The following is a 24730-nucleotide window of genomic DNA, read 5'->3' as shown; positions in this document are numbered from 1 at the left end:
AAAGGGGCAGGACAAACGGACGCCGCTACGCGGCTGTTATTTTTTCAGCTCCGCCCATGTAGGACTGGAGGGCGCGAGGTATCCGGATGGCGCCCGTATCATCCTGATAATTCTCGATAATTGCCACTAGGGTGCGCCCGACCGCGAGCGCGGAGCCGTTGAGCGTGTGCACCAGTTCCGGCTTGCCGGTCTGCGGGTTGCGCCAGCGCGCCTGCAGGCGGCGCGCCTGGAAGTCCTCGAAATTGCTGCACGAAGATATCTCCCGGTATTTTTGCTGGCCCGGCAGCCACACTTCGATGTCATAGGTCTTGGCAGCCGCGAAACCCATGTCGCCGGCACACAACGCGACCACGCGATATGGCAGCTCAAGACGCTGCAACACGGTTTCCGCGTGACCCGTCAGCTCTTCGAGAGCCTGATACGAATCCGCCGGCCGCACCACCTGAACCAGTTCCACTTTCTCGAACTGGTGCTGGCGGATCATGCCGCGCGTATCCTTCCCGTACGAACCCGCCTCGCTGCGAAAACACGGCGTGTGGCAGACGAACTTCCGTGGCATGTGTCCGGCATCAACGATCACATCGCGGACGATATTGGTCACCGGCACTTCGGCGGTGGGGATCAGGTAGTAGCGCTGCTCCCCGCTCAGGGCAAACAGGTCCTGCTCGAACTTCGGCAACTGACCGGTGCCACGCAGACTGTCGGCATTGACCATATATGGCACGTAGGTCTCGGTATAACCGTGCTCGCGCGTGTGCAGATCGAGCATGAACTGGATCAACGCGCGGTGCAGGCGCGCCAGGACGCCGCTCATGACCACGAAACGCGCGCCGGCGATTTTGGCCGCGCTGTCAAAGTCCATCATGCCGAGCGCCGCGCCCAGATCGACGTGGTCCTTCGGCGTGAAATCGAATTGGCGCGGCTCTCCCCGACGGCGGACCTCCTTGTTGTCATTCTCGTCCTTGCCGTCCGGCACGCTGGCATGCGGAATGTTGGGGATGCCGAGCGCAATTTCGTCAAGGTCCCTCTGGATCTGTTCGAGCTCGGTTTCCGACTGCTTGAGTGCGTCGCCGATCTGTGCCACTTCCTGCATCAGGCGCGAGCTGTCTTCACCTTTCGACTTGGCCGCGCCGATCGCCTTGGATTTGGCGTTGCGCTCGCTCTGGAACTGCTGCGCGATCACCTGCACTTTCTTCCGCTTTTCCTCCAACGCGGCCAGCACCTGCGTGTCCAGCCGGTAACCACGGCGGGCAAGCTGGCGTGCGACTTCATCAAGGCTGGCGCGGAGCAGTTTCGGGTCGATCATGCCTGCAAGAATATCCGTGTCATAACGATATATCAGTCTTCGTTCACGTGCGCGTTCCACGACACCACGTGCCCGGCCGGGAGTATTTTTCTGAGGTGTGTCAGGATATGTTTCACCTTGTCGGGTTTATCGAAAAACTCGATGACCAGCGGCAGGTCCAGCGACAGATCCAGCAAAGACGAGGAATGCATCTTGCCGGAGCGGCCGAAACCGGAAACGCCACGGAACACCGTCACCCCCTTCACCTTCTCCTCATCGTGCAGTTTGGCCAGCAGGGTTTTCTGCAATTCGCCGGTCTCGGTCAGATAGATCCGCACCACGGTGACTTCGCTGAATTTCATACCTGTCTCCCCAGTATCACGCCGATCCAGGTGGCGCCGATGCACAGCACCAGGCTTCCGCTCATGTTGGCCACTGCCCTGACCCAGGCGCCCTGCTCGATCAGGTTGAAGGTTTCGATGGAGAACGACGAAAAGGTGGTGAAGCCGCCCAACACGCCGATGAGGATGCCGGCGCGCAACACCGGGTTGTCGCTCAGCCGGTCGATGAAAAGCACGAACAAAAAGCCCATGGCAAGGCATCCCAGCACGTTCACCACCAGCGTGCCGTAGGGAAACGACCGGTCGGTGAACGTATGCACCCAGGTGGACATCCAGAAACGCAACAGGCTGCCGACAGCCCCGCCCGCTGCTATCGCCAGCACCTGTCTCATGGGAATACGCGTCTCACGGATGGAAGGATTTATGTTTATTTCACGAGCCGGAATTGGCCTTATCGTACCAGTACTTCGCCTGCTCCGGGTCGGCCACGAGGCCCAAGCGGCCGTCTTCATAGGCCCGCGCCAGTGTTTTCTGCGCGCGTTTATGGCCGTTATTCGCCGCCTTGCGCAACCAGGAAAGCGCCATGGCTTCATCTCGCTTCACGCCCAATCCAAAGGTGTAACCCACGGCGAGACGGTACTGGCTGTCGGCATGTCCCTGTTCTGCCGCTTTCAGAAACCATCCTGCCGCCACCTTGAAATCACGGTCCACGCCATTTCCTTTCTCGTACAGGCGGGCAAGCGCATGCTGCGCCCGTGGATCGCCATGCTCCGCCAGGGGCAGCCATAATTCGCGCGCCTTTGAATATTGGCCGGCGTTGAACGCGGAGGTGCCACTCTGGAAATTATCAACTGCGGGGGCAGGAGGTGCCGGCTTGTCCGCCGCCGACGGCAGCGTGAACAGAACCAGGGCGAGACCCGCGATGATCAGCTTTGTGCGATTCATGTTCGTCATAAAAGGTTACTTGGTATTCTTGCCGGGCTTGCTTTTTTCCTGTCCGACGCCGGATTCCCGCGCCATTTTGTCGAGCTCGTGAAAATGCGCCAAACGCTCGGCGATTTTACCCTCTAATCCCTGTTCGGTGGGAAAATAATACTGGCGCTTCCCGAGCTGATCCGGAAAATAATTCTCGCCGGCGGCATAGGCCTCGGCCTCGTCGTGGGCATAACGATAGCCTTTGGCATAACCCAGCTCCTTCATCAGGCGCGTCGGGGCGTTGCGCAGATGCAGCGGTACCTCGAGCGAGCCCTGTTTTTTCGCGTCGTCCATGGCGGCGCCCATGGCCGTATACACGGCATTGCTTTTCGGTGCACAGGCCATGTAAACGACAGCCTGGGCGACGGCAAGTTCCCCTTCCGGGCTGCCCAGACGCTCCTGCACATCCCAGGCGCTCAAGGCCAGCTGCAGGGCGCGCGGGTCGGCGTTGCCGACGTCTTCCGAAGCCATGCGCACCACGCGTCGCGCGATATACAGCGGGTCGCAACCGCCGTCGAGCATGCGCGCGAACCAGTACAGCGAGGCATCCGGATCGGAGCCACGCACCGACTTGTGCAGCGCGGATATCTGGTCGTAGAACGCCTCGCCCTGTTTGTCGAAGCGACGCACGCCGCCGGTGACGACTTCCTTGATGAGATCAGCCGTAACGGTCTGCCGGCCATCCTGCTTTGGCGCCAGGTCGGAAGCCATCTCGAGCAGGTTCAGCGCCCGGCGCGCGTCGCCATCGGCCGCCTGCGCCAGCAGTTCGCGCGCCTCCGGCGGCATCTCCAGATGCTGCGTCCCCAGGCCGGCGGTTTCGTCCAGTAGTGCACGGTCGATGGCCTGACGGATTTCCTCCGCCGTCAGCGCCTTGAGCACGTAGACGCGGGCGCGCGACAGCAAGGCGTTGTTCAGCTCAAACGAGGGATTTTCCGTGGTGGCGCCGATGAAGGTCAGCGTGCCGTCTTCCACGTAAGGCAGAAATCCGTCCTGCTGCGCCTTGTTGAAGCGGTGCACCTCGTCCACGAACAAAACCGTGGCATGGCCCCCGGCGCGCGCCTGCTTCGCCTCCTCCACGGCCGCGCGGATTTCCTTGACGCCGGCGAAGACCGCGGAGATGGCGATGAAATGGGCCTGGGTGCGCCGCGCGATGAGGCGCGCCAGCGTAGTCTTGCCGGTGCCGGGCGGGCCCCAGAAAATCATGGAATGCAGGATGCCGGCCTCGATCGCCTGCCGCAGCGGCTTGCCCGGCGCGAGCAAATGCGACTGACCGAAAAAATCCTCCAGCCGTTGCGGCCGCATGCGATCCGCCAGCGGCTGCCACGGCATGGATTGGCTTTCCGGAAACAGGTCCTGTGTCGCCACGATTAACCTCTTTCAGGCGCGTAACAAACTTGGAACCCAGAACAAATAAAAAAATGGACAGGATTCACAGGATTAACAAGATCATTAATTTCGCAAAGTTTTTAATCCTGTAAATCCTGTTAATCCTGTCTATCTATTTTGTTAGAAACCCTTAAAGCTGAGAGAGAGGCGCGGTTTTACTCACCCACCACGTCCACGCCCTCTGGCGGGGTGAAACTGAAGCGGTTGGGCTCGATCCGCGGATTTTCCCGGGAAGACTGGAACGTCACGCGCGTCACTTGCCCGAAACCGTCGACCATCTCCAGCACGCGCAGCTTGCCTTGCGCAAATCCGATGCGAATATCCTCGTAGCCGCTGTCCTTGCGCCGGGGTGAAAGTTGCACCCATTCGCTGTCGTTCTGCATGCTGAGCGGCTTGATGGTGAAATTGTCTTCCAGCCGGCCGCGGCCGGCAAGCAGCATGGCCGGAGTATCATTCAGACCGCCCGACAAGGGCCGCACACTCACCTGTTGCAGGCCAACATCGTAAACCCAGAGGCGCTCGCCATCGGCGACGATGCGTTGCTTGTAGGGTTTCTCGTAATCCCAGCGGAATTTGTTGGGCCGTTCGATCCAGAGCGTGCCGGAGGATTCCTGGATCGGGCTCAGGCGCTCGTCCAGCACCACTTGAGTGAAACGGGCGCTGTAACTGTTAACCTCGCTGAAAAACCGGCGCAGGCTGTCAATCCCGGACCTGGGGGCCTCCGCGGCCTGGGTCAGGCCCGTCAGAAACAGGAGAGGCAATAAAATCAGAAAGCGCTTCATGCGTGGGCGAATAGCGTGGATCAGCCGACGCGCGGCGGAGGCGGCGCGATCACCTCGCGGCTGCCATTGGGTTGCAGCGGCCCGACGACCCCGGCGCGTTCCATGTCCTCGATCAGGCGCGCGGCGCGGTTGTAGCCGATGCGCAGCCGGCGTTGAACGCCGGAGATGGAGGCGCGTCGCGTCTCGGTCACGATCTTGAGCGCTTCGTCGTACAGGGGATCGGACTCGCCATTGCCGCCACCCTCACCGTTGCCGCCCTCTTGCAGGAAGCCCTGATCGTTCACGCCGGTATCGCCGGTGAGAATCTGCTCTTCGTAAACCGGCTCGCCGCTTTTCTTCAGGAAACTGGTGACCTTGTGCACTTCATGATCGGCCACAAAGGCCCCGTGCACGCGTTGCAGCGGGTGGCCCGTGCTCAGGTACAGCATGTCGCCGCTGCCGAGCAGCTGTTCCGCGCCCATCATGTCGAGCACGGTGCGCGAATCCACGCGCGCCGACATCTGGAAGGCGATGCGCGTGGGGATGTTGGCCTTGATGAGCCCGGTGATGACGTCCACCGACGGGCGCTGCGTCGCCAGCACCAGGTGCAGGCCGGCGGCGCGCGCCTTCTGCGCCAGGCGCGTGATCAGTTCTTCGACCTTCTTGCCGACCACCATCATGAGGTCCGCCAACTCGTCCACCAGGATGACGATCAGCGGCAGCGATTTGAGCACGGGCGCTTCGTCTTCGGGGTTCATTGGGGTAAAAAGCGGATCGACGATCGGCTTGCCGGCCTCTTCGGCGTCCTTGATCTTGCGGTTGTAACCGGCCAGATTGCGCACACCGAGCGCCGCCATCAGGCGGTAACGCCGCTCCATCTCGGCGATGCACCACTTGAAGGCGTTGGCAGCCTGTTTCATGTCGGTCACCACCGGCGCCAGCAGATGCGGGATGCCCTGATACACCGCGAGCTCCAGCATCTTCGGGTCGATCATGATCATGCGCACGTTTTCCGGCGTGGACTTGTACACCAGGCTCAGGATCAGCGAGTTGATGCACACCGATTTTCCCGAACCGGTGGTGCCGGCGATCAGCAGATGCGGCATCTTGGTCAGGTCCGCCACCACCGGATTGCCGCTGATGTCCTTGCCCAGCGCCAGCGACAGTGGCGAGACCGATTCTTCGTAGACATGCGAAGCCAGCACCTCGGAGAGCCGGATGGTTTCGCGCGACTCGTTCGGTATTTCGATGCCGACCGAGGTCTTGCCCGGGATGTTTTCCACCACGCGCAGGCTGACGACGGACAGCGAGCGCGCCAGGTCGCGCTGGAGATTGGTGATCTGTGACGCCTTGATGCCGGGCGCCGGTTCGATTTCAAACAGCGTGATCACGGGTCCCGGGTGCACTGCGACCACCTGCGCCTCGATGTCGAAATCGAGCAGTTTTTTCTCCAGCAGGCGCGCCATGCTTTCCAGTGATTGCTTGGAGAATTGCGGGGCCTTGTCCTTGTCAGCGGGATCGAGCAGCGACAGCGGCGGCAGTTCGCCCGGCGCCGGCAGGTCGAACAGCGGCACCTGCTTTTCCTTCTCGGCACGCTTGCTGGGCACGGGCTTGGCGATCACCGGCTCGATGCGCGGCGGGGTGTGCCGTTCCAGCACTTTTTTGTCTTCCTCGACCACCACGCGTCGTTCCCGGCGCGCGCGCATGCCGATAAGCCGATCCATCTGGGCGGCGCTGAATTGATACAGCCACCCGGCCAGCGCGAAGCTCCCGCGGCCGACATTGTCCATCAGCCAGAGCCAGGACAGGCCGGTGAAAACCGTGACGCCGGAGAGGAACAGCGCCAGCAAAAACAGCGTCGCGCCGGTGAAGCTGAAGACCGATGCCAGGCCGAGCCCGACGGCATTGCCGAGCCAGCCGCCGCTCGCGAACGGCATGCCGGTCTTGCTCTGCGCGAAGTGCAGGCCGGCCAGTCCGCAGGCGCCGATCACCGCGGCCAGGAAGCTGCCGTTCATGAGCAGACGGTGTTTCAGGCCCGTGGGCGCGGGATCCTTGCGATGCAGGTAAATACGCCAGCCGGCAAAGCCGATCATGAACGGCAGGAGATAGGCGACGTAACCGAACAGATTGAACAGCACGTCGGACAGCCAGGCACCAACCCGGCCACCGGTGTTGAAGATGACCGTATTCGTGCCCCGGTGCGACCAGGATGGGTCCGAAGCGGAATAGGTCCACAGCGATATCAGCAAGTAGATGGCAACAGCCCCGAGGATGTAGAGGGCCGCTTCACGCAACAGGCGGAGAATACGCGGTGTCAGCGGTGGACTGTTCTTGTTACGGGTGGCCTGCGTCACAACCTTCCTTAGAGTGCCGTCGAGAATGGCGGATTTTCCCATTTTTCAGGGTTTCGCGCCAATATTTGAGCTTCAGCCGGCGAGCGCCGTCGCGACCGCCGGGTGGACGATTTTGCCGCCGGCAACGTTGACGCCTTTGGCGAGGACCGGATCCTGCAAGCCGCCTTCCGTCGCCAGATGCAGCACGCAGGGTGTGAGCGCCGTTGACAGCGCCTGCGACGCCGTGCGCGGCACCGCGCCCGGCATGTTGGTCACGCCAAAATGCACCACGCCATCCTGCACATAAGTGGGATGGTCGTAATCCGTGGGCCGGGTGGTTTCGATGCAGCCGCCCTGGTCGACCGAGATATCAATGATCACGCTGCCCGGTTGCATCCGGCGCACCATCTCGGCGGTCACCAGCTTGGGCGCTTTGGCGCCCGGGATCAGCACCGCCCCGATCAGCAGATCGGCGCTGCAAACCGCTTCTGCGATCAAGGGCGCATAGGACGGCAAAGCTGTCACGTTCGGACCGAGCGCGTGCATGCGTTCCATTTCCTCGCGGTGCGGCGCGAACACGGTCACCTGCGCGCCGAGCGCCGCCGCCACCGCGGCCGCATTGCCGCCGGCCACGCCGGCGCCGAGGATCACGACATGTCCGCGCTCCGTGGACGGCAAGCCGCCCAGCATGACGCCCCGCCCACCCGCGGGACCGTGCAGCAAGGTGGTTCCGATATGCACCGAAAGTCGTCCGGCGATGTCGCTCATGGGTGCGAGCAACGGCAATTTTCCGTTGACCTCGACGGTTTCAAACGCCACCGCCGTCAGGCCCTTTTCCATCAACACCTGCGCCAGTCTGGGTGTGGCCGCCAGGTGCAGATAGGAAAACAGGACATGGTCCTGGCGCAGCAGGCCGTACTCCGAAGCGACGGGTTCCTTGACCTTGACCACCATCTGCGCGCTGCCATACAGCGCCGCCGCATCCGGCACGATCTGCGCGCCTGCCTGGCGGTAATCCTCGTCCGAATAACCGCTCGCCACACCTGCCGTGGACTGAATGAAGACCTCATGGCCGTTGCGCACCAGCTCGTTCACGGCAGGCGGGATCAGGGCCACGCGCCCTTCATGCACCTTCACTTCTTTCGGGATACCGATGCGCATTCTGTCTCCTTTACCGCCTTTACCGGCATGACGTAACATACGGGTGGAAATCGTTATCGCCGCTGCCGGCGCTGCACGATAAGAACTTCCAGGGCGTTTGTCTATCAAATGTTTTCCTGTTTCTCAACGGAGTCACCGCATGACGGATAAGGTCAAACACTGCCGGTTGCTGATCCTCGGCTCCGGCCCCGCCGGCTACACCGCCGCGGTTTACGCCGCACGCGCCAATCTCAACCCGGTCCTCATTACCGGCCTCGAACAGGGCGGTCAGCTCATGACCACCACCGACGTGGACAACTGGCCTGGCGACGTCGAGGGCCTGCAGGGCCCGGCACTGATGGAACGCATGCAGAAGCATGCCGAGCGATTCAAGACCGAAATCATTTTTGACCATATTCACACGGTTGACCTCAAGACTCGACCTTTCAAGCTAACGGGCGACTCCGGCGTTTACACCTGCGATGCGCTTATTATTGCCACCGGCGCCTCGGCCAAATACCTGGGCATTCCCTCCGAAGAAAAACTCAAGGGTAAAGGCGTGTCCGGCTGCGCCACCTGCGACGGCTTCTTTTATAAAGGCCAGAAGGTGGCGGTCATCGGCGGCGGCAACACCGCCGTGGAAGAGGCGATTTATCTCTCCAACATCGCCGCGCACGTCAGCGTGGTGCACCGGCGCGACAAGTTCAAGGCCGAGGCTATTCTGGTCGACCAGCTCATGGCCAAAACCAAAAGCGGCAACATCTCGGTCGAATGGAACCACGAGGTGGATGAAATCCTCGGCGACAAGAACGGTGTCAACGGCCTGCGCATCAAGGACAACGGCGGCAAGACCAAACAGCTCGACGTGACCGGCGTGTTCATCGCCATTGGCCACGCGCCCAACACCAAAATCTTCGAAGGCCAGCTGGAAATGCACGGCGGCTACATCAAGACCAAGGGTGGCGACCAGGGTAATGCCACCGCCACCAGCGTGCCGGGCGTGTTCGCCGCCGGCGACGTGCAGGATCATGTCTACCGCCAGGCCGTCACCTCCGCCGGCACCGGCTGCATGGCGGCGCTGGACGCAGACCGTTACTTGCAGAAGCTCAAATAATATTAATGTAGGGCGCGTTAGGCGGTTTTTGCCGTAACGCGCCGAACATCCGGCGGGTTACGCGCGCGATGCCCGCTAACCCGCCCTACATTAAAGTAATGTAGGTTGGGGTAAGCGCAGCGAACCCCAACAAATTCGTTAATCAGCCGTTGGGCTTCGCTATCGCTCAGCCCAACCTACATGTTGCCGTCGCGGTGAGTTCCATTTCGTGGAGTCAGCATCATGTCCACCGATCATGAGGATGACGACGAGCGCGACCTGTTCCGCAAGGCCGTCGGCAAGATCCGTCCGGTAAAGCAGGACAAGGTTCATCCCCATCGCAAACGCCGCAAGCCGGTTCCCGACCAGACCCTGCGCGATCAGCGCGAAGTAATGCAAAGTTTGCTGTCGGACGGATTCGAGCCGGCGGAAGATATCGAAACCGGCGACGAGACGCTCTTCGTCCGCCCCGGCCTGCAACATACCGTCATCCGCAAACTGCGCCGCGGGCAATACGCCATCGAGGCCGAACTCGACTTGCACGGTGCTACCTCGATTCAGGCGCGCGAAGCGGTGGATTCATTCCTCAAGAACGCCCGCGACCGCGACAAACGCGTGGTGCGCATCATTCACGGCAAGGGAAACACGTCGCTTGGCAAAATGCCGGTGCTGAAAGGCAAGGTCAATTCGTGGCTGCGCCAGAAGGACGAGGTGCTCGCCTTCTGCTCCGCCCGTCCCAACGACGGCGGCACGGGGGCAGTGTATGTGTTGTTGAAGCGGATTTGATTAAAGAACGATACAGAAGATGTTAAAAGTCAAAAAATCGATTATATATTAGGCTCGTCCCTATAAGTCGTAAGTCATCAACAGCATAGTCCTTCAGCAACCCATTTCTTCTTCATCGTAAATATTACAGGCGGTATTTGTATTTTCTGGTTGTTCACAAGAACATCAGGCATCCGGAGCGTAAACTCTGTAACAACGGGGATGTTGGTCTCACAACTGGCCCCCTTTTCGATCTCAAGCCATAGCGAGAGATAACGTTTGGTTTGAGCTACCGATTCCCGTTGGTCTATTTCTATGCGATTAGTGATCGTATCTTTCGCAGAGTAATATTTCGGTCCTGGTTCTGTAAGTTCTTTTATATTTTCCGTCCTGGGTGTACTCCAGGAATTGCTTTCCAATATTATCTTCGTAGATACAAGTCGAAACGTTGATTCAGGTTCAAGCTGGAGGTCGAGGCACATAGTAATTGTCTTATTGACGCTTTGTCGAACGTCAATAAGATAAGCATAAGCGAATATTTTTGTGCCTCCCGGCAGTTCGATAATCAGCCTGTCATCTTGTTGCGTGCAAGTAAGTGCAGTGCCCATAGGGCAAACAGGTTCATACACTGTTTTTTTAAGCGGTATTACACAGGCAGCCAACAATATTGGGGCGAGGACGGAAAACAGCGAAAACAGGAAAACAGGGGACAGACCACGGTTATCCATCGCGCGCCCTAGCGGCGTTCCAGCAGTGCCACGGCATGGGCGGCGATGCCCTCTTCCCGCCCTGCAAAACCCAGCTTCTCCGTGGTGGTGGCCTTGATGTTGACGTTTTCGGCAGAGAGGCCAAGATCGGTCGAGATGTTGGCGATCATCTGCGCCAGATAGGGCGCCACACGCGGAGCCTGGGCGACGATGGTGCTGCCGATATTCGCGATCACAAACATGGCAAACATGGTGGCAAACATGGGGTCAGGTCTTGCATTGCAACATTTCAAGACGAATTACTCGGGTACTATGGATTCACCGCGTCGCAACCGCTCCTGGCGCTCGGTTGTCTCCGGTGTGCGGGCCATCAGGGTAAACAGGCGCATCTCGTCCACCCATATCAGACGCTCGTACAGTGAGAGCCGCGCAAACGCCTCAAGCTGCTCATCGCTGACTTGGTAAGAAAAACCCCCTGACGGCTTGCTGAATTTCCCTTGCATAAGCAGATTATAAAGGTGACTTCAGGAGGCGGCGCAAATGCTCGACGTCGGACTGGTCCTGAGAACGTCCGGCTTGTTCCTTAAGGCTGATCAGGTCCTCTATTGAAATCAACGAGATATTCACAGTACTGACCTCGCGCGTTACGGCACGTTTCAGAGCAGCTTCTATGTCCAGCGGCGGGTCAATGAGAACATCTACCGTCGGGCCCTTAATGTCTGGCGGTCTCAGGGCCAGGACCAGCATGTTCTTTTCCTTGAGCCATTGCTGGCGCTGAGTCGGTTCGAGCAATCCCTCCAGTTTTAGCGGGGCCACCGGCTTGAGTTTCAAGGCCTCGGCCATGCCCAAAAAGGCCTTCAGATTCGCCGGGTCCAGAGCCAGCACGATATCCACGTCCATGGTCGCACGCGGAACGCCATGCAGATTCATGGCCAGGCCGCCAACCAGCATGTACCGGACCTTATGCTTTTCCAGCGCTTTAAATAATTCAAGATAAAACATGGATTTCTGACCTATCGATTCTCCAACAGCACCACAGCATGGGCAGCAATGCCCTCTTCCCGTCCGGCAAAACCCAACTTTTCCGTAGTGGTGGCCTTGACGTTCACGCTATCCAGTGAGATGCCCAGATCAGCGGCGATGTTCTGAGCCATTTGTGGTAGATGCGTCGCGAGACGCGGGGCCTGGGCCACGATGGTGCTGTCGATATTCGCGATTTTCCAGCCGCGTCCGGCAATGGCTTCTTTGACTTTGCGCAGCAATTTTCGGCTGTCGATATTCTTGTATTGCGGATCGGTGTCGGGGAAATGCCGACCGATGTCGCCGAGCCCGGCGGCGCCGAGGCAGGCATCGCAAATGGCGTGGATCAAAACATCCGCGTCAGAATGGCCATGCAGGCCCTTGCCGTGCGGGATTTTCACGCCGCCGAGAATGAGATCGCGCCCGGCGACCAGCGGATGCACGTCATAACCATGACCGATACGCATCAGGCCTTCCCCCGTTGCTGCTGCATGTAAAGTTCCGCCAAAGCCAAGTCTTCCAGAAGTGTGATTTTAATATTATCGGTGTGACAGGCGACCACATGCGGATGTCCACCCGCGGCTTCCATCGCGGAGGCTTCGTCGGTGATTTCTTTTCCGGTTTTCATGGCCTGCTCAAGAGCATGTGTCAGAGCTTTTATTCGGAACATCTGCGGCGTGGCGGCACGCCAGAGCCCCTCGCGGCTGACGGTTTCCGTCACGCGCCCGGTATTATCCACCCGCTTGACCGTGTCGGAAACCGGGAACGCGAGCAGTCCACCATCGACCCCCTCACCCTCGCCCTCTCCCCCTTTCAGGGGGAGAGGAGATTTTTTTGAATGGCCGCGCGTCACAACTGAAATCAGCTTGTCGATGTCGCCCTGCCGCACGCACGGCCGCACGGCATCGTGCACCAGAACCCAGTCGTCGGGCCTAGCGTGTTTCGTCAATTCTTTCAGGCTGTTGAGGACTGTCTGCGCGCGGGTCTCGCCGCCGGGAGCGGTGCCGAGAAATTTCGACAGGTGCTTGAGCTCACCCACCAGTGACGGCCAGTGCGGATCGTCCGGCGCCACGCCGATCACAATACCCTGAATGCGCGGATGCGCGCACAGGCGTTCGATGGTGTGCAGGATAACGGGACGTCCGAGGAGCGGGAGATACTGCTTGGGGACCGCGGATTGCATCCGCCGCCCCTGACCGCCCGCGGGGATGAGGGCCCAGATTCCGTCAGCGGCGTTCAAGCGAGATTATCTATGCCTCGATGTCACGGTTGTAGCCCGGATGCAGGCCCGCAGGGCCGGAATCCGGGAAGCGGTCAAAAATCCCGGATTCCGCTGCGCTCCATCCGGGCTACCGACAGTCAAGTATTTATTATTTACCGACAAGACACAAAAAATCAGGCACGCTCTTCAATGTAACTCAGGATACGAACCCTGGCGTCGTCCGGCGCGATGCCCTGCACCGCGGCGACTTCGCGCGCGAGATAGCTGTTGGCGGTTTCCAGCAGCATGGATTCTTCGAACGACAGGCCGGACTGTTTCTTCCAGCGCGTCAGGTCGCGCACCACTTCGCCCAGTTCGAGGCAGGAACCGGAGTTGATGCGGCGCTCGATGTCCTTGCAGCGTTCGGCCCAGTTGCCGCCGGTAACGCGGCGCTTGCCCTTGGCCGAGAGAATCTTGAACAGTTCCTTGAGTTTTTTGCCGTCCAGCAACGGGCGGATGCCGCTTTTCTCGAGATTGGATTTCGGCACCTTGACGGTCATCTGGGTGTCCTGAATACGAATGACGAAACAGGACTCGACCTGGCCTGACAGATAAATGTCCTCAACGGCCAAAATAACACCTACACCTGCGGAGGGATAAAAAACCGTTTCACCGACCTTGAAGCGCGGGCGTTTTGTCGCCATTCAGCCATCCTCCTGGGTTGAACTGCTATCGATACTTAGGGGTATCTATTATCAAGCTGGATTAAATTATGCCCGTAACCCCTCAACCTGACAAGACTTTTGAGAATTCTGCCCGAGGCCCTGCCGACGGCTTCTTGAGGTAGAATTGCCGCCCTTGCGGCCTGTCCGCGAAACATCCTTGGCCCATTCTCGATAAAACCGTTTGGAATCACCCCTGAAACCGAAGTTCCCCGCCGGACCCGGCGACCGGCTCGTCTGGCGCGGTCTGGCCGGCAGCGGGCGCGGCCTGGCTATCGCCGTCGCGGCGGCGGCCCATGCCGGCCCGCTGCTGGTCGTTACCGCCAGCAGTTTTTCGGCCCAACGGCTGGAAGACGAGATTCGCTTTTACGCCCCGGAACTGCCCATTCTGCCGTTCCCGGACTGGGAAAGCCTGCCCTACGATCTCTTTTCTCCGCACCAGGACATCATCTCGCAGCGGCTCGAGACGCTGCACCGCCTGCCGGTACTGACGCGGGGGGTGGTGCTGGCCTCCGTGACCACGCTGTTGCATCGACTCTCGCCGCGCGACTACGTGAGCGCGCACAGTTTCCTGCTCAAAGTCGGCGACCGGCTCGACATTCAGCGCCTGCGCGAACAGCTGACACGCGCCAACTACCACAGCGTGTCGCAGGTCATGGAGGCCGGCGAGTTTGCCGTGCGCGGCGGGCTGGTGGATCTGTTCCCCACCGGCAGCCACCAGCCCTATCGCCTCGACCTGTTCGGCGATCAAGTGGAGTCCATCCGCGAATTCGATGTCGCCACGCAACGCTCGGGAAAATCCATCGACACCATCCGCCTGCTGCCGGCGCGCGAATATCCGCTGACCGAGGAATCCATCCAGCATTTCCGGCAGGCCTTCCGCGCCCGCTTCGAAGGCGATCCGCAGAAGGTGTCACTGTACCGCGACGTCAGCCGGGGCATCACGCCCTCGGGCGCGGAATATTACCTTCCGCTGTTCTTTCCGGAGATGGCGAACATTTTTGATTATCTGCCGAAATCCACGCTGTGCCTACTGGAGGCCGGCGTAACGGAAATCGCCGAAAACTTCTGGCGCGAAACCGGGCAGCGCTACGATGAAATGCGCCACGACCGGGAACGGCCCCTGCTGGAACCGCCCGTGATATTCATTACCCCGGCTGAATTATTCAGCGGGATGGAGGCATGGCCGCGCGTCGAAATAATGGACGCTGATATCGCGCAAACCGGCGCCACCGCACAGGACGATCGTGAGGCGGTCATCTATGGCATGCGCCCGCCCGCCAGTCTTCCGGTGGATTACAAATCCGGCGCCCCCTACGCGACCCTGTTCAGCTATCTGCGCGATTTCAGCGGACGCATCCTGCTGGTCGCGGAATCCGCCGGACGGCGCGAAACGCTGAAAGGCCTGCTCCACGAAAACGGCCTGCCGCCGCAAGACATTTCCGGCTGGCGCGCCTTCCTCGACGGCACTGCGAAGCTCGGACTCACCGTGGCCGATCTGGAAAAGGGCCTGCTGCTGAAGGAGCCGGACATCGCCGTCATCACCGAGGCGCAGCTGTACGGCGAACGCGCCGCGCAGCGACGCCGCCGTGGACGCGCGGAGCGTGAGCCCGAAGCCATCATCCGCAGCCTGGCGGAGCTGAAACCCGGCGACCCGGTGGTGCACGAGGATCATGGCGTGGGCCGGTATCTCGGTTTGCAGACGCTCGATATCGGCGACGGGCCGGCGGAATTTCTGACGCTCGAATACGCCGATGGGGACAAACTTTACATCCCGGTTCTGGCGCTGCACCTGATCAGCCGTTACACCGGGACCGATCCGGAGAACGCGCCGCTGCACAAACTCGGCGGCGAGGCCTGGGAAAAGGCCAAGCGCCGCGCCCTCGAAAAGGCGCATGACGCCGCCGCGGAATTGCTGGAAATCTACGCCCTGCGCGCGGCGCGTGAAGGCCACTCCTTCCCACCGCCGGACGAGCATTACCAGTCATTCGCCGGCGCTTTTCCATTCGAGGAGACTCCGGATCAGGAGCGCGCCATCCAGGAAGTGCTGCAGGACATGCAGACCGCCAAACCCATGGACCGGCTGGTCTGCGGCGACGTCGGTTTCGGCAAGACCGAAGTCGCCATGCGCGCCGCCTTCCTCGCCGTGATGGGCAAGGCGCAGGTGGCAGTGCTGGTGCCGACCACCCTGCTGGCACAACAGCATTACCAGAATTTCCAGGACCGGTTCGCGGGACTGGCGTTTCGCATCGAGCTGCTGTCGCGGGTCCGCAGCCAGGGCGAGCAGCGCGCGATCCTCGCCGCGCTGGCGGACGGGACCGTGGACATCGTCATCGGCACTCATCGCCTGCTGCAGGACGACGTGCGTTTCCAGCGCCTGGGACTGGTCATTCTCGATGAAGAGCACCGTTTCGGCGTGCGCCAGAAGGAGCGCCTGAAAAAACTGCGCAGCGAGGCCGATATCCTGGCCATGACGGCCACGCCCATCCCGCGCACCCTGAACCTGTCGCTCTCGGGCCTGCGCGATATCTCACTGATCACCACCGCCCCGGAGGGCCGCCTGTCGGTCAAGACCTTCATCAGCGAGAAGAACCGCTCGGTCATCCGCGAGGCCTGTTTGCGCGAAATCCGGCGCGGCGGCCAGGTGTATTACCTGTACAACGAGGTCCGGACCATCGACAAGGCGGCGCGCGAGCTGCAGGAACTGATGCCCGAGGCGGACATCCGCATCGCCCACGGGCAGATGCCGGAACACGATCTCGAACGCATCATGCTCGACTTCTACCACCAGCGCTTCAACGTGCTGGTGTGCTCGACCATCATTGAATCCGGCATCGACGTACCGAGTGCCAACACCATCATCATTGAACGGGCCGACAAGTTCGGCTTGGCGCAGCTGCACCAGCTGCGCGGACGTGTCGGGCGCTCGCACCATCGCGCCTATGCGTATCTGCTGGTGCCAGACCGGCGCGCGCTGTCCGAGGACGCGCGCAAGCGCCTCGAGGCCATCGAGTCGCTGGAAGAACTGGGAGCGGGATTCACGCTGGCCTCGCACGACCTGGAGATACGCGGCGCGGGCGAGCTGCTGGGGGAAACCCAGAGCGGGATGATCGACGAGGTGGGATTTGCGCTCTACTCGGAGCTGCTGAACCGCGCGGTGAAATCCCTGCAGGCCGGGAGGCTGCCGGCCACGGACGCGTCACTGCACAGCGGGGCCGAAATCAACCTGCACGCACCGGCGCTGTTCCCCGAAAACTACCTGCCGGACGTGCACCTGCGGCTGGTGCTCTACAAGCGCCTGTCCGCCGCGCGCAGCCTGAGCGCACTGCAGGAACTGAAGGAGGAGATCATCGACCGTTTCGGCGTGCTGCCGGAGCCCGGCCAGCTGCTGTTTCGCGCCACCGAGATCAAGATACGGGCCACGCCCCTGGGCATCCGCAAGATCGATGCCGGCCCACGCGGCGCGCGCATCGAGTTCATCGAAAAACCGGACATCGACCCCGGCGCTGTTCTGCGCCTGCTCCAGTCCGCGCCGCGCCGCTACAAGCTCGATGGACCGAACCGGTTGCGTATTCTGGGGGATTTGCCGGAGGTGGAGGACCGCATCAAGGCGGTCATGGCATTGCTGGACAAGCTGTCGCTGCGCGCGGAGATGGCGATCAGCAAGTAACAATGTAGGTTGGGGTGAGCGCAGCGAACCCCAACAGCGTCATCGGTCGTTCGTTGGGCTTCGCTGACGCTCAGCCCAACCTACACAAAAAAATATGATTCACAAATCCGGAAACAGGGCATCTTCAAAGCCCAGCAGGCGGATGTCGCGCAGCCGCATGGGATACAAGATGCCGTCGAGGTGATCACACTCATGCTGCACCACACGCGCGTGGAAACCGGAAACCGTCCGATCGATCGGTTTCCCGTGCTGATCAAAGCCGGTGTAGCGCAGATTGAGATGCCGGCTGACCAGACCGCGCAGACCCGGGACGCTGAGACAACCCTCCCATCCGTCTTCCATGTCGGCGCCGATCGGCGTCAGCACCGGATTGACCAGCACCGTCGTCGGCACCGGCTCCACATGCGGATAGCGCGGATTGGCCTCAACGCCGAAAATCACCACGCGTTGCGATACGCCGATCTGTGGCGCCGCCAAGCCGGCGCCGCTCAGCTCCGCCATGGTATCGAACATGTCGGCAATCAGCTTATCGAGTTCCGGCGTGTCGAACTGTTGCACCGGTTCGGCCTTCCGGTACAGCAACGGATCACCCATCTTGAGTACGCGTCTGACGGCCATTTCTCACGCTCGAAATCGTGCGGGGAATAAGGGATACTATAAATAATTCACCGCAAGGAAAACACCGTGAAAGGATTGCTCCTGTCGATATTTCTGGTCATGGCACCGGCCGCAACGCTTCACGCGGCGCCCGCGGCGACCAATTTGTACGAGATCGAGGTGGTCGTGTTCGAAAACCGGCTTTCCGGCCTGGAAGGTGGTGAGCTGTGGGCGCGCCAGCCGGAAAAACCCGCGAACCCGGTCAAGGATGCACCGGCCGGCACCGGCGAAACTCCTCCCGCGGATTCAGCCTTGTCGGCCGCGGCGGCGGCACTGGAAAAATCCGGGCGGCATCATGTGCTGTCGCATCTGCGCTGGCGGCAAACCGCCGAGGCCAAGTCCGTGTCCAAACCGGTGAACATCGGCAATGCCACGGGAGGGCTGGATGGCTCGCTGCGGTTCTATCTGAGCCGCTTTCTGATCGTGGAGATGAATCTGGCCTTGCGCGAAATGCAGGGCGGAGGAGTGCTCAGCGGGGCAACGGAAAACACCGCGGTGGTGTATCGTCTGAACGAGCCGCGGCGCATCAAGGTATCGGAGACCCATTACTTCGACCACCCGAAATTCGGCGCGCTGGTTCGGGTCTCGCCCGCCAGGGCCGGCGCTCAGCCCTGAACGATCAGGGGAATCACCTGTTCCAGGAGCGCGCGCACCGACGCCATGCCGGACTCCAGGTTTTTCTCGATTTCCCGGATACTGATAGCTTCCCTGGCTTTGCCGGCCGCCGGGTTTACCACCAGCGAAATCGAGGCGTAACACAGCTCCAGTTCGCGTGCGAGGCCAGCCTCGGGCATTCCGGTCATGCCGACGATATCCGCCCCGTCACGCTCCATGCGCCGTATTTCCGCGGCGCTTTCGAAGCGCGGACCCTGGGTGGCTCCATAGGTCCCGCGTCCCACGACTTTCATCTTGGCGCTCGCCGCCGCCTGGATCACGGTCTGACGCATCGCCTCACAGTAGGGATGGGTAAAATCGACGTGGGTCACCTTTTTCTGCTCGCTGCCGAAGAAGGTATGTGCGCGTCCGTAGGTGTAATCGATGACCTGGTCGGGAATCACCAGAGTGCCGGAAACCAGATAATCGGGCGAGATGCCGCCAACCGCGTTGACGGCGAGCACCTTGGTGACGCCGGTCTGTTTCATGGCCCAGATGTTGGCGCGGTAATTGACCTCATGCGGCGGGATCGTGTGCCCGGCCCCGTGGCGCGGCAGGAACACGGCCTCCTGCCCGCCCAGTTGCCCGAAAACCATGGGCGCCGACGGCTCGCCGTAAGGCGTGCGGATGACCTCGCGGCGCGTGATACGCAGGTTCTTGAGATTGGTCAGGCCGCTGCCGCCAATAATCGCCACAGTTGTCATTTCGATTCTGCCTCGGCGTAAATTCCCGCGATGTTGCGGAGGTAACCCTTGTAATCCATGCCACAACCAAACACATAACGGTCCGGCACTTCGAGGCCGGCAAATTCCACTTTCACGTCAAACTGGCGCGGACGGTTCTTCACCACCAGCACCGCCTTGTACAGCTCGCGCGCACCCTCGGCCCGGTAGCGTGCCTCGATACCGGCCAGTGTCGTGCCCTCATCCAGGATATCGTCAATCAGCAGGATGGTCCGGCCGCGCGGGTCCTGATGCGGGCCGGATATCCATTGCAACTGGCCGCCATGCAGTTTTTTCCCGTAACGCGTCGCATGAACATAATCGATCTGCAACGGAAACTGAAACCGGGGCAAAAGCTGGCCAAATGGCACCACGCCGCCGGTCATGACGCAGACCACCAAGGGATCGGTCCCGGCAAGAGTCTGGTTGATGCGCGCAGCCATGTCCGCCAGCGCCGCTTCCACTCTCCCGGGTGAGTGCAGGCAGTCCGCCCGCTGCAAAACTTCCCACGCCTGCTGCGCGCTGATCATGCTCATCGACGGGTTTTATTCAGAATAATTCAACTAATACGTAAAAGTAACGACGTCTTCATCCATCGCCTGGCTGATGACGTAGGCGCCGCCCACGGTCTCCTCGATTTCGGGAATCAGTTCGTTGCCCCACAGCTCGAGAGTCGGCGTGCAGACCTTGAATTTCACGCCGGCTTCGTGGGCGTCCCTGATGAAGTCATAAACGGATTTCGGGCTGCCTTCCTGCACCCGCAGTTTCTCGGCCACACCCTTGATGGCCAGCTCACCGGCGCGCCCGGTCAGGATCACCTCCACCTCGTATTCCATCGCCGCGGCCACCGTTGCCTGAAAAAACGGCGCCCCCAGCTCGGACGGGTCTGAAGGGTCCGTGTTCACCATTACGATCATCAGTTTGTCAGCCATGGGATTCTCCTGAGTGCTGCGAAATGCCGGTAACCTGCTGCGGGCGGATTATATCTGCCGCCTGCCTTCCAGAGCCACTTAAACACCTGAAGCCTGATAGCGGGCAAAGCCGGCGCCAAGACAAGGAAACGGTCTTGATCAGAGTTTGAGGTCCTTGAGATAGGCACGAAATTTTTCCTTGAGTTCGGGGTGTTCCAGGGCGTATTCGACCGTCGCCTGCAGGTAGCCGAATTTGCTGCCGCAATCGTAGCGTTTCCCGATGAACTCGTAAGCCAGCACTTTCTCGTCGGACAACAAGGCGGCAATGCCATCGGTTAGCTGGATTTCGCCGCCCGCACCGGGAACGACGTTCTCCAACATCTCGAAAATTCGCGATGTCAGGATATAGCGGCCGACGACCGCCAGCGTGGATGGGGCCTTCTCGGGAGACGGTTTTTCCACGATACCTTCCATGAGGTGGATCCGCGGTCCCAGGGGTTTGGCCTTGACGATGCCGTAGCTGCCTGTCTCCTCGCGAGTTATGTTCTGCACCCCGATCACGGAACACTGGGAAGACTCGTACAGATCCACCATTTGTCTGAGGACGCTCGGTTCGCCGCTGATAAGATCATCGGCGAGTATGACGGCAAACGGATCGTTCCCCACCACCTGCTTGGCGCGCAGCACCGCGTGGCCCAGACCAAGGGCCTCGGTCTGGCGTATGTACACGCAGGAAGCCCGGTTGGGGAGAACGTTTTGCACGGCGGCCAGCAATTCATGCTTGTCGTGCGCCTGCAACTCGGCCTCCAGCTCATAGGCCTTGTCAAAATGATCCTCGATCGAGCGTTTGTTGCGGCCGGTGACGAAAATCAGCTCGTCAATGCCGGCAGCGATCGCCTCTTCCGCGGCGTATTGGATCAGCGGCTTGTCGACGATGGGAAGCATTTCCTTGGGGCTGGCCTTGGTGGCCGGCAGAAAGCGCGTGCCCAGACCGGCGACGGGAAATACCGCCTTGGTGACTTTTTTCATTCTTCCGCCCGTGAATGTATTTTTTTAATGTCTAGCGTCCAATGCCGCTGTACTCGAAGCCGGTTTTCCGCAATAACGCCGGATCGTACTGATTGCGGCCATCGAATATCACCGGAATCTTCATGATCTTCCTGATGCGATCGAAATCGGGGTGGCGAAAGGGTTTCCATTCCGTCATGAGGATCATGGCATCGGCGTCCTCGAGCGCGCTGTATTGCTCGTCCACCAGTTTCAATTGCCCGGATTTGAACCACCCGTCCGGGAGTTCATGTTTGGCGGCGGCCATGGCCACCGGGTCATAGGCCTTGACCCGGGCGCCAGCGCCTATAAGTTCATGCAACAACACCACGGAAGAGGCCTCACGCATATCGTCCGTGCCGGGCTTGAATGACAGGCCCCAGAGACCGAACGTCAGGCCCTTGAGCCTGGCACCGAAACGCCTGGTGATCTTCTCAAACAGCACATGTTTCTGGGCCTCGTTTCTGGCCTCAACGGCATCGAGCAGCCTGGGTTCAAAATCGTGATCCTTGGCCATCCGGATCAGCGCCTTGACGTCCTTCGGAAAACAGGAGCCGCCATAACCGGCGCCAGGGTATATGAATGAATAGCCGATCCGGGAGTCGGAGCCAATGCCCTGACGCACGTTTTCGACATCGACACCCATGCGCTCGCAAAGATTGGCGATCTCGTTCATGAACGAGATCTTGGTGGCGAGCATGGCGTTGCCGGCGTACTTGGTCATCTCGGCATCGCGCACACCCATGAACTGCAGGCGCTCATGGGTGCGCATGAAGGGAAGATAAAGATCGCGCATGGCCTTGCGCACCTGTTCGCTGTCGGTGCCGATGATGACGCGGTCCGGGCGCATGAAATCCTCGACCGCCGCACCCTCCTTGAGGAATTCTGGATTGCTGACAACGTCAAACGGGACATCCACGCCGCGCAGGTGCAACTCATGGAGAATCGCGGTCCTGACCTTGTCGGCCGTGCCGACCGGAACGGTGGATTTGTCGACGATGATGGCATAGCTGTTGATGTGCCGGCCAATGTCGCGGGCGACCGCCAGGACGTAACGCAGATCGGCCGAGCCGTCTTCGCCGGGCGGCGTACCCACGGCAATAAAATAAACGCTGGATTCGGCAATAGGATCCGATAATGACGTGCAGAATTGCAGGCGACCATTCTTGTGATTGTTGATGACAATGGATTCCAGGCCCGGTTCATATATCGGCAAAATACCCTGCTTGAGACCGTCGACCTTTTTTTTGTCGATGTCGACACAGGCGACGGTGTTGCCCATCTCCGCAAAACAGGCTCCCGTCACCAGGCCGACATAGCCCGTTCCGATAATTGTCAACTTCATGGATGATATACCTGCGAAATTTCTGTTGTTGTAATCTGTTTCAGGGAGATTTTGTCTGCTTCAAGGGCACGACCACGGCGCCTTTTTCCGTCGCGGGCGTCGAGGCGATCAGCCCGGTATGCTCGGGAACCAGTTCCGCCAGCATGTTTCTCAACACGGCTTCATTACCTTCATCGCAGGCCTGTTGCATGGCGTCAAGGGACCTTTCGAGCGCATCCTTGTCCATCATGCGGCACTGCGCCAGCAGAATTTTCGGATGACTGGTTTCTGCCAGTTTTTCCGCGTCATGGAAGAGCTCTTCATAAAGCTTCTCACCCGGACGCAGGCCGGTATAGACGATATCGATGTCCTCCCCCGGGGTTTTGCCGGACAGACGTATCAGCTGTTCGGCCAGATAGGAAATTTTAACCGGTTCCCCCATGTCCAGCACGAAAATCTCCCCACCGCGGCCGATCACGCCTGCCTGCAGGATGAGCTGACATGCCTCGGGAATGGTCATGAAATAACGCTGAATATCCGGATGCGTCACCGTCACCGGGCCACCCTGCGCAATTTGCTGCTGAAACAAGGGGATAACGCTGCCCGAGGAGCCGAGGACATTGCCGAACCGCACGGTAATGTAGCGGGTTTTCGATCGGGTGTTCAGGCCCTGACAATACATCTCCGCCACGCGTTTGCTGGCGCCCATGACATTGGCGGGGTTCACCGCCTTGTCCGTCGAGACCATGACGAAGGACTCACAACCGGATTTCTCCGCCAGGCTCGCCACCACACGCGTACCCAGCACGTTATTGGCCACGGCGGCGCGCGCCTGGTCTTCCAGGATCGGCACATGCTTGTAGGCCGCGGCATGATAGATCACGGTGGGCACATGGGCGCGCAATATCTTTTCCATTTGCATCGCGTCACTGACGTCCACCAGCAAACTGGTCAATGCCAGGTCCGGCATGCTTTTCCGCAGTTCGATGTCGATGCTGTACAGATTGAATTCGCTGCGGTCCAGAATGATCAGCCGGGCCGGATCAAGCCGCGCGAGCTGCCGACAAAGCTCGGCGCCAATCGAACCGCCGCCGCCGGTCACGAGAACCGTCTTGCCATGCGTTGCCTCGGTTATCGCCCGCCAGTCCAGCTCCACCGGTTCGCGTCCGAGCAGGTCTTCGATCCTGACATCACGCAAATCCTTCAGGCTCGCCCTTCCGCTGACGAGATCCTGCATTTGCGGCAGAATGCGGAACGGCAATCCAGTGGTTTCGCAGATTTCAACGATGCGCCGGATCTGGCGTGAAGTGGCGGTCGGCAACGCGATGATAATCAGATCTGCATTTACCCTTGTTACGATTTGCGGTATCTGGAAACATGAACCTGCGATAGGAATTCCATGAATTTCCTTTCCGATCTTCCCGCGATCGTCATCGGCAAATGCCACGGGCAGGTACAGACCCGAGGAGTCTCGCAGCAGATCCCGGGCCAGGGTTTCGCCGGCCTTGCCGGCGCCCACGATCAACGCGTTCTTTCTGTTCGTACTCCCGGTCAGGCTGCGATCCTGGGCCCACTGATAAAGGCTGTGATCCTTGAACAGGCGATAAATGAATCGCGGCCCCCCCAGCAGCAATACCAGCAGGATTCCATCGAGTATGAAAACCGAGCGAGGAACACCATGCAAACGAGTGAGTATAAAGCTTGCCGCGGCGGCAATAACAACGCCAGCCGTTACGGCCTTGAGGATACGGACCAGATCCGGGATGGAGGCAAATCGCCAGATGCCGCGGTACAAGCCAAAATACCAGAACATGGCGCCCTGAGCGAGCCACACAACTGGCAACAAGACCAGTGCCTGATGGAAATAACCTTCCGGGAGTAAATCGAGATTGAACCTCAGCCAATACGCACCAAACCAGGCTATCGGTATGGTTAACAGATCATGCACAAACACCACCGTGCGTGACCGAAGATATAAATAGATTTCACTCATTTTCTTGTCATTTATCGTATTTC

General features: G+C 60.1%; 25 protein-coding genes. 4 read left to right on the top strand and 21 right to left on the bottom strand.

Translation table 11 applies throughout. The annotated features are described in order from the left end of the window. Nucleotides 1–25: 25 nt before the first annotated feature. The 8 genes from serS to ald all read right to left on the bottom strand — a co-directional run bounded on the left by serS (nt 26) and on the right by ald (nt 8242). On the bottom strand, nt 26–1306 hold the full coding sequence (serS, locus tag SCL_RS06180; protein ID WP_096360406.1) for a serine--tRNA ligase: 1281 nt from the start codon (nt 1304–1306) through the stop codon (nt 26–28). 32 nt (nt 1307–1338) lie between these two features. Continuing rightward, on the bottom strand, nt 1339–1647 hold the full coding sequence (locus SCL_RS06175; protein WP_096360405.1) for a DUF190 domain-containing protein: 309 nt from the start codon (nt 1645–1647) through the stop codon (nt 1339–1341). After that, nucleotides 1644–2018, bottom strand: coding sequence for a fluoride efflux transporter CrcB (gene crcB / locus SCL_RS06170; RefSeq protein WP_096360404.1), 375 nt, complete (start codon nt 2016–2018; stop codon nt 1644–1646). Before crcB ends, SCL_RS06175 begins: the two co-directional genes overlap by 4 nt. 40 nt (nt 2019–2058) lie before the next feature. Then, nucleotides 2059–2571: a tetratricopeptide repeat protein gene (locus SCL_RS06165; RefSeq protein ID WP_172425948.1), complete on the bottom strand. Its 513-nt coding sequence runs from the start codon at nt 2569–2571 to the stop codon at nt 2059–2061. Between the two features lie 15 nt (nt 2572–2586). After that, entirely contained in the window at nt 2587–3930 is a 1344-nt protein-coding gene (locus tag SCL_RS06160; RefSeq protein WP_172426077.1) for a replication-associated recombination protein A, read from the bottom strand. Nucleotides 3931–4142: 212 nt separating this feature from the next. Further along, on the bottom strand, nt 4143–4769 hold the full coding sequence (lolA, locus tag SCL_RS06155; RefSeq protein WP_096360401.1) for an outer membrane lipoprotein periplasmic chaperone LolA: 627 nt from the start codon (nt 4767–4769) through the stop codon (nt 4143–4145). A 20-nt stretch (nt 4770–4789) separates the two neighbouring features. After that, entirely contained in the window at nt 4790–7144 is a 2355-nt protein-coding gene (locus tag SCL_RS06150) for a DNA translocase FtsK (protein WP_096360400.1), read from the bottom strand. Between the two features lie 30 nt (nt 7145–7174). After that, entirely contained in the window at nt 7175–8242 is a 1068-nt protein-coding gene (gene ald, locus SCL_RS06145; RefSeq protein WP_096360399.1) for an alanine dehydrogenase, read from the bottom strand. 139 nt (nt 8243–8381) lie between these two features. On the opposite strand from ald, the gene trxB reads away from it, so the two are divergent. Both trxB and SCL_RS06135 read left to right on the top strand, forming a co-directional pair. Further along, nucleotides 8382–9335 carry a thioredoxin-disulfide reductase gene (trxB, locus tag SCL_RS06140; RefSeq protein WP_096360398.1) on the top strand — a complete coding sequence of 318 codons (954 nt, stop codon included), beginning with the start codon at nt 8382–8384 and terminating at the stop codon, nt 9333–9335. Nucleotides 9336–9557: 222 nt separating this feature from the next. Next, the gene (locus SCL_RS06135; RefSeq protein ID WP_096360397.1) at nt 9558–10100 is read left to right on the top strand and encodes a Smr/MutS family protein; all 543 of its coding nucleotides are present in this window, start codon (nt 9558–9560) and stop codon (nt 10098–10100) included. A gap of 77 nt (nt 10101–10177) precedes the next feature. Here SCL_RS06135 and SCL_RS14015 read toward each other — a convergent pair whose 3' ends face one another. The 6 genes from SCL_RS14015 to SCL_RS06105 form a co-directional block, all read right to left on the bottom strand. Further along, nucleotides 10178–10807 carry a hypothetical protein gene (locus tag SCL_RS14015; RefSeq protein ID WP_148665010.1) on the bottom strand — a complete coding sequence of 210 codons (630 nt, stop codon included), beginning with the start codon at nt 10805–10807 and terminating at the stop codon, nt 10178–10180. Nucleotides 10808–10815: 8 nt separating this feature from the next. Further along, nucleotides 10816–11037, bottom strand: coding sequence for a 2-C-methyl-D-erythritol 2,4-cyclodiphosphate synthase (locus tag SCL_RS06130; RefSeq protein WP_231969838.1), 222 nt, complete (start codon nt 11035–11037; stop codon nt 10816–10818). 259 nt (nt 11038–11296) lie between these two features. Beyond that, entirely contained in the window at nt 11297–11788 is a 492-nt protein-coding gene (locus SCL_RS06120; RefSeq protein ID WP_096360394.1) for a nucleotidyltransferase, read from the bottom strand. Between the two features lie 11 nt (nt 11789–11799). Then, on the bottom strand, nt 11800–12273 hold the full coding sequence (gene ispF, locus SCL_RS06115) for a 2-C-methyl-D-erythritol 2,4-cyclodiphosphate synthase (protein WP_096360393.1): 474 nt from the start codon (nt 12271–12273) through the stop codon (nt 11800–11802). After that, on the bottom strand, nt 12273–13046 hold the full coding sequence (locus SCL_RS06110) for an IspD/TarI family cytidylyltransferase (RefSeq protein ID WP_096360392.1): 774 nt from the start codon (nt 13044–13046) through the stop codon (nt 12273–12275). Before SCL_RS06110 ends, ispF begins: the two co-directional genes overlap by 1 nt. A gap of 155 nt (nt 13047–13201) precedes the next feature. After that, nucleotides 13202–13711, bottom strand: coding sequence for a CarD family transcriptional regulator (locus SCL_RS06105; RefSeq protein ID WP_096360391.1), 510 nt, complete (start codon nt 13709–13711; stop codon nt 13202–13204). 202 nt (nt 13712–13913) lie between these two features. Between SCL_RS06105 and mfd the strand changes: the two genes are divergently transcribed. Next, nucleotides 13914–17399 carry a transcription-repair coupling factor gene (gene mfd, locus SCL_RS06100; protein WP_096360390.1) on the top strand — a complete coding sequence of 1162 codons (3486 nt, stop codon included), beginning with the start codon at nt 13914–13916 and terminating at the stop codon, nt 17397–17399. 99 nt (nt 17400–17498) lie between these two features. Here mfd and def read toward each other — a convergent pair whose 3' ends face one another. Beyond that, a complete protein-coding gene (def, locus tag SCL_RS06095) occupies nt 17499–18017 on the bottom strand; it encodes a peptide deformylase (RefSeq protein WP_096360389.1) in 519 nt (172 codons plus the stop codon). Between the two features lie 66 nt (nt 18018–18083). Here def and SCL_RS06090 point away from each other — a divergent pair, with 66 nt between their 5' ends. Beyond that, nucleotides 18084–18671 (top strand): CsiV family protein, encoded by a 588-nt coding sequence (locus SCL_RS06090; protein WP_096360388.1) that lies wholly within the window; start codon nt 18084–18086, stop codon nt 18669–18671. Here the strand turns inward: SCL_RS06090 and SCL_RS06085 are convergent. The 6 genes from SCL_RS06085 to SCL_RS06060 all read right to left on the bottom strand — a co-directional run bounded on the left by SCL_RS06085 (nt 18662) and on the right by SCL_RS06060 (nt 24707). Then, the gene (locus SCL_RS06085; protein ID WP_096360387.1) at nt 18662–19414 is read right to left on the bottom strand and encodes an S-methyl-5'-thioinosine phosphorylase; all 753 of its coding nucleotides are present in this window, start codon (nt 19412–19414) and stop codon (nt 18662–18664) included. The genes SCL_RS06090 and SCL_RS06085 overlap by 10 nt on opposite strands. Further along, nucleotides 19411–19968, bottom strand: a complete 558-nt coding sequence (locus SCL_RS06080) for a hypoxanthine-guanine phosphoribosyltransferase (RefSeq protein WP_096360386.1) — start codon at nt 19966–19968, stop codon at nt 19411–19413. The genes SCL_RS06085 and SCL_RS06080 overlap by 4 nt, the downstream gene beginning before the upstream one ends. A gap of 27 nt (nt 19969–19995) precedes the next feature. Beyond that, nucleotides 19996–20364, bottom strand: a complete 369-nt coding sequence (locus tag SCL_RS06075; RefSeq protein WP_096360385.1) for a DsrE family protein — start codon at nt 20362–20364, stop codon at nt 19996–19998. 138 nt (nt 20365–20502) lie between these two features. Beyond that, a complete protein-coding gene (gene galU / locus SCL_RS06070; protein ID WP_096360384.1) occupies nt 20503–21372 on the bottom strand; it encodes a UTP--glucose-1-phosphate uridylyltransferase GalU in 870 nt (289 codons plus the stop codon). A gap of 31 nt (nt 21373–21403) precedes the next feature. Next, nucleotides 21404–22735 (bottom strand): UDP-glucose dehydrogenase family protein, encoded by a 1332-nt coding sequence (locus SCL_RS06065; RefSeq protein ID WP_096360383.1) that lies wholly within the window; start codon nt 22733–22735, stop codon nt 21404–21406. Between the two features lie 40 nt (nt 22736–22775). Continuing rightward, the gene (locus tag SCL_RS06060; protein ID WP_096360382.1) at nt 22776–24707 is read right to left on the bottom strand and encodes a polysaccharide biosynthesis protein; all 1932 of its coding nucleotides are present in this window, start codon (nt 24705–24707) and stop codon (nt 22776–22778) included. Nucleotides 24708–24730: the final 23 nt, after the last annotated feature.

The sequence above is a fragment of the Sulfuricaulis limicola genome (assembly GCF_002355735.1).
GTDB classification, from domain to species: domain Bacteria; phylum Pseudomonadota; class Gammaproteobacteria; order Acidiferrobacterales; family Sulfurifustaceae; genus Sulfuricaulis; species Sulfuricaulis limicola.
The sequence above is the reverse complement of the archived record's forward strand: the minus strand, read 5'-3'. Positions and strand labels throughout refer to the sequence as shown.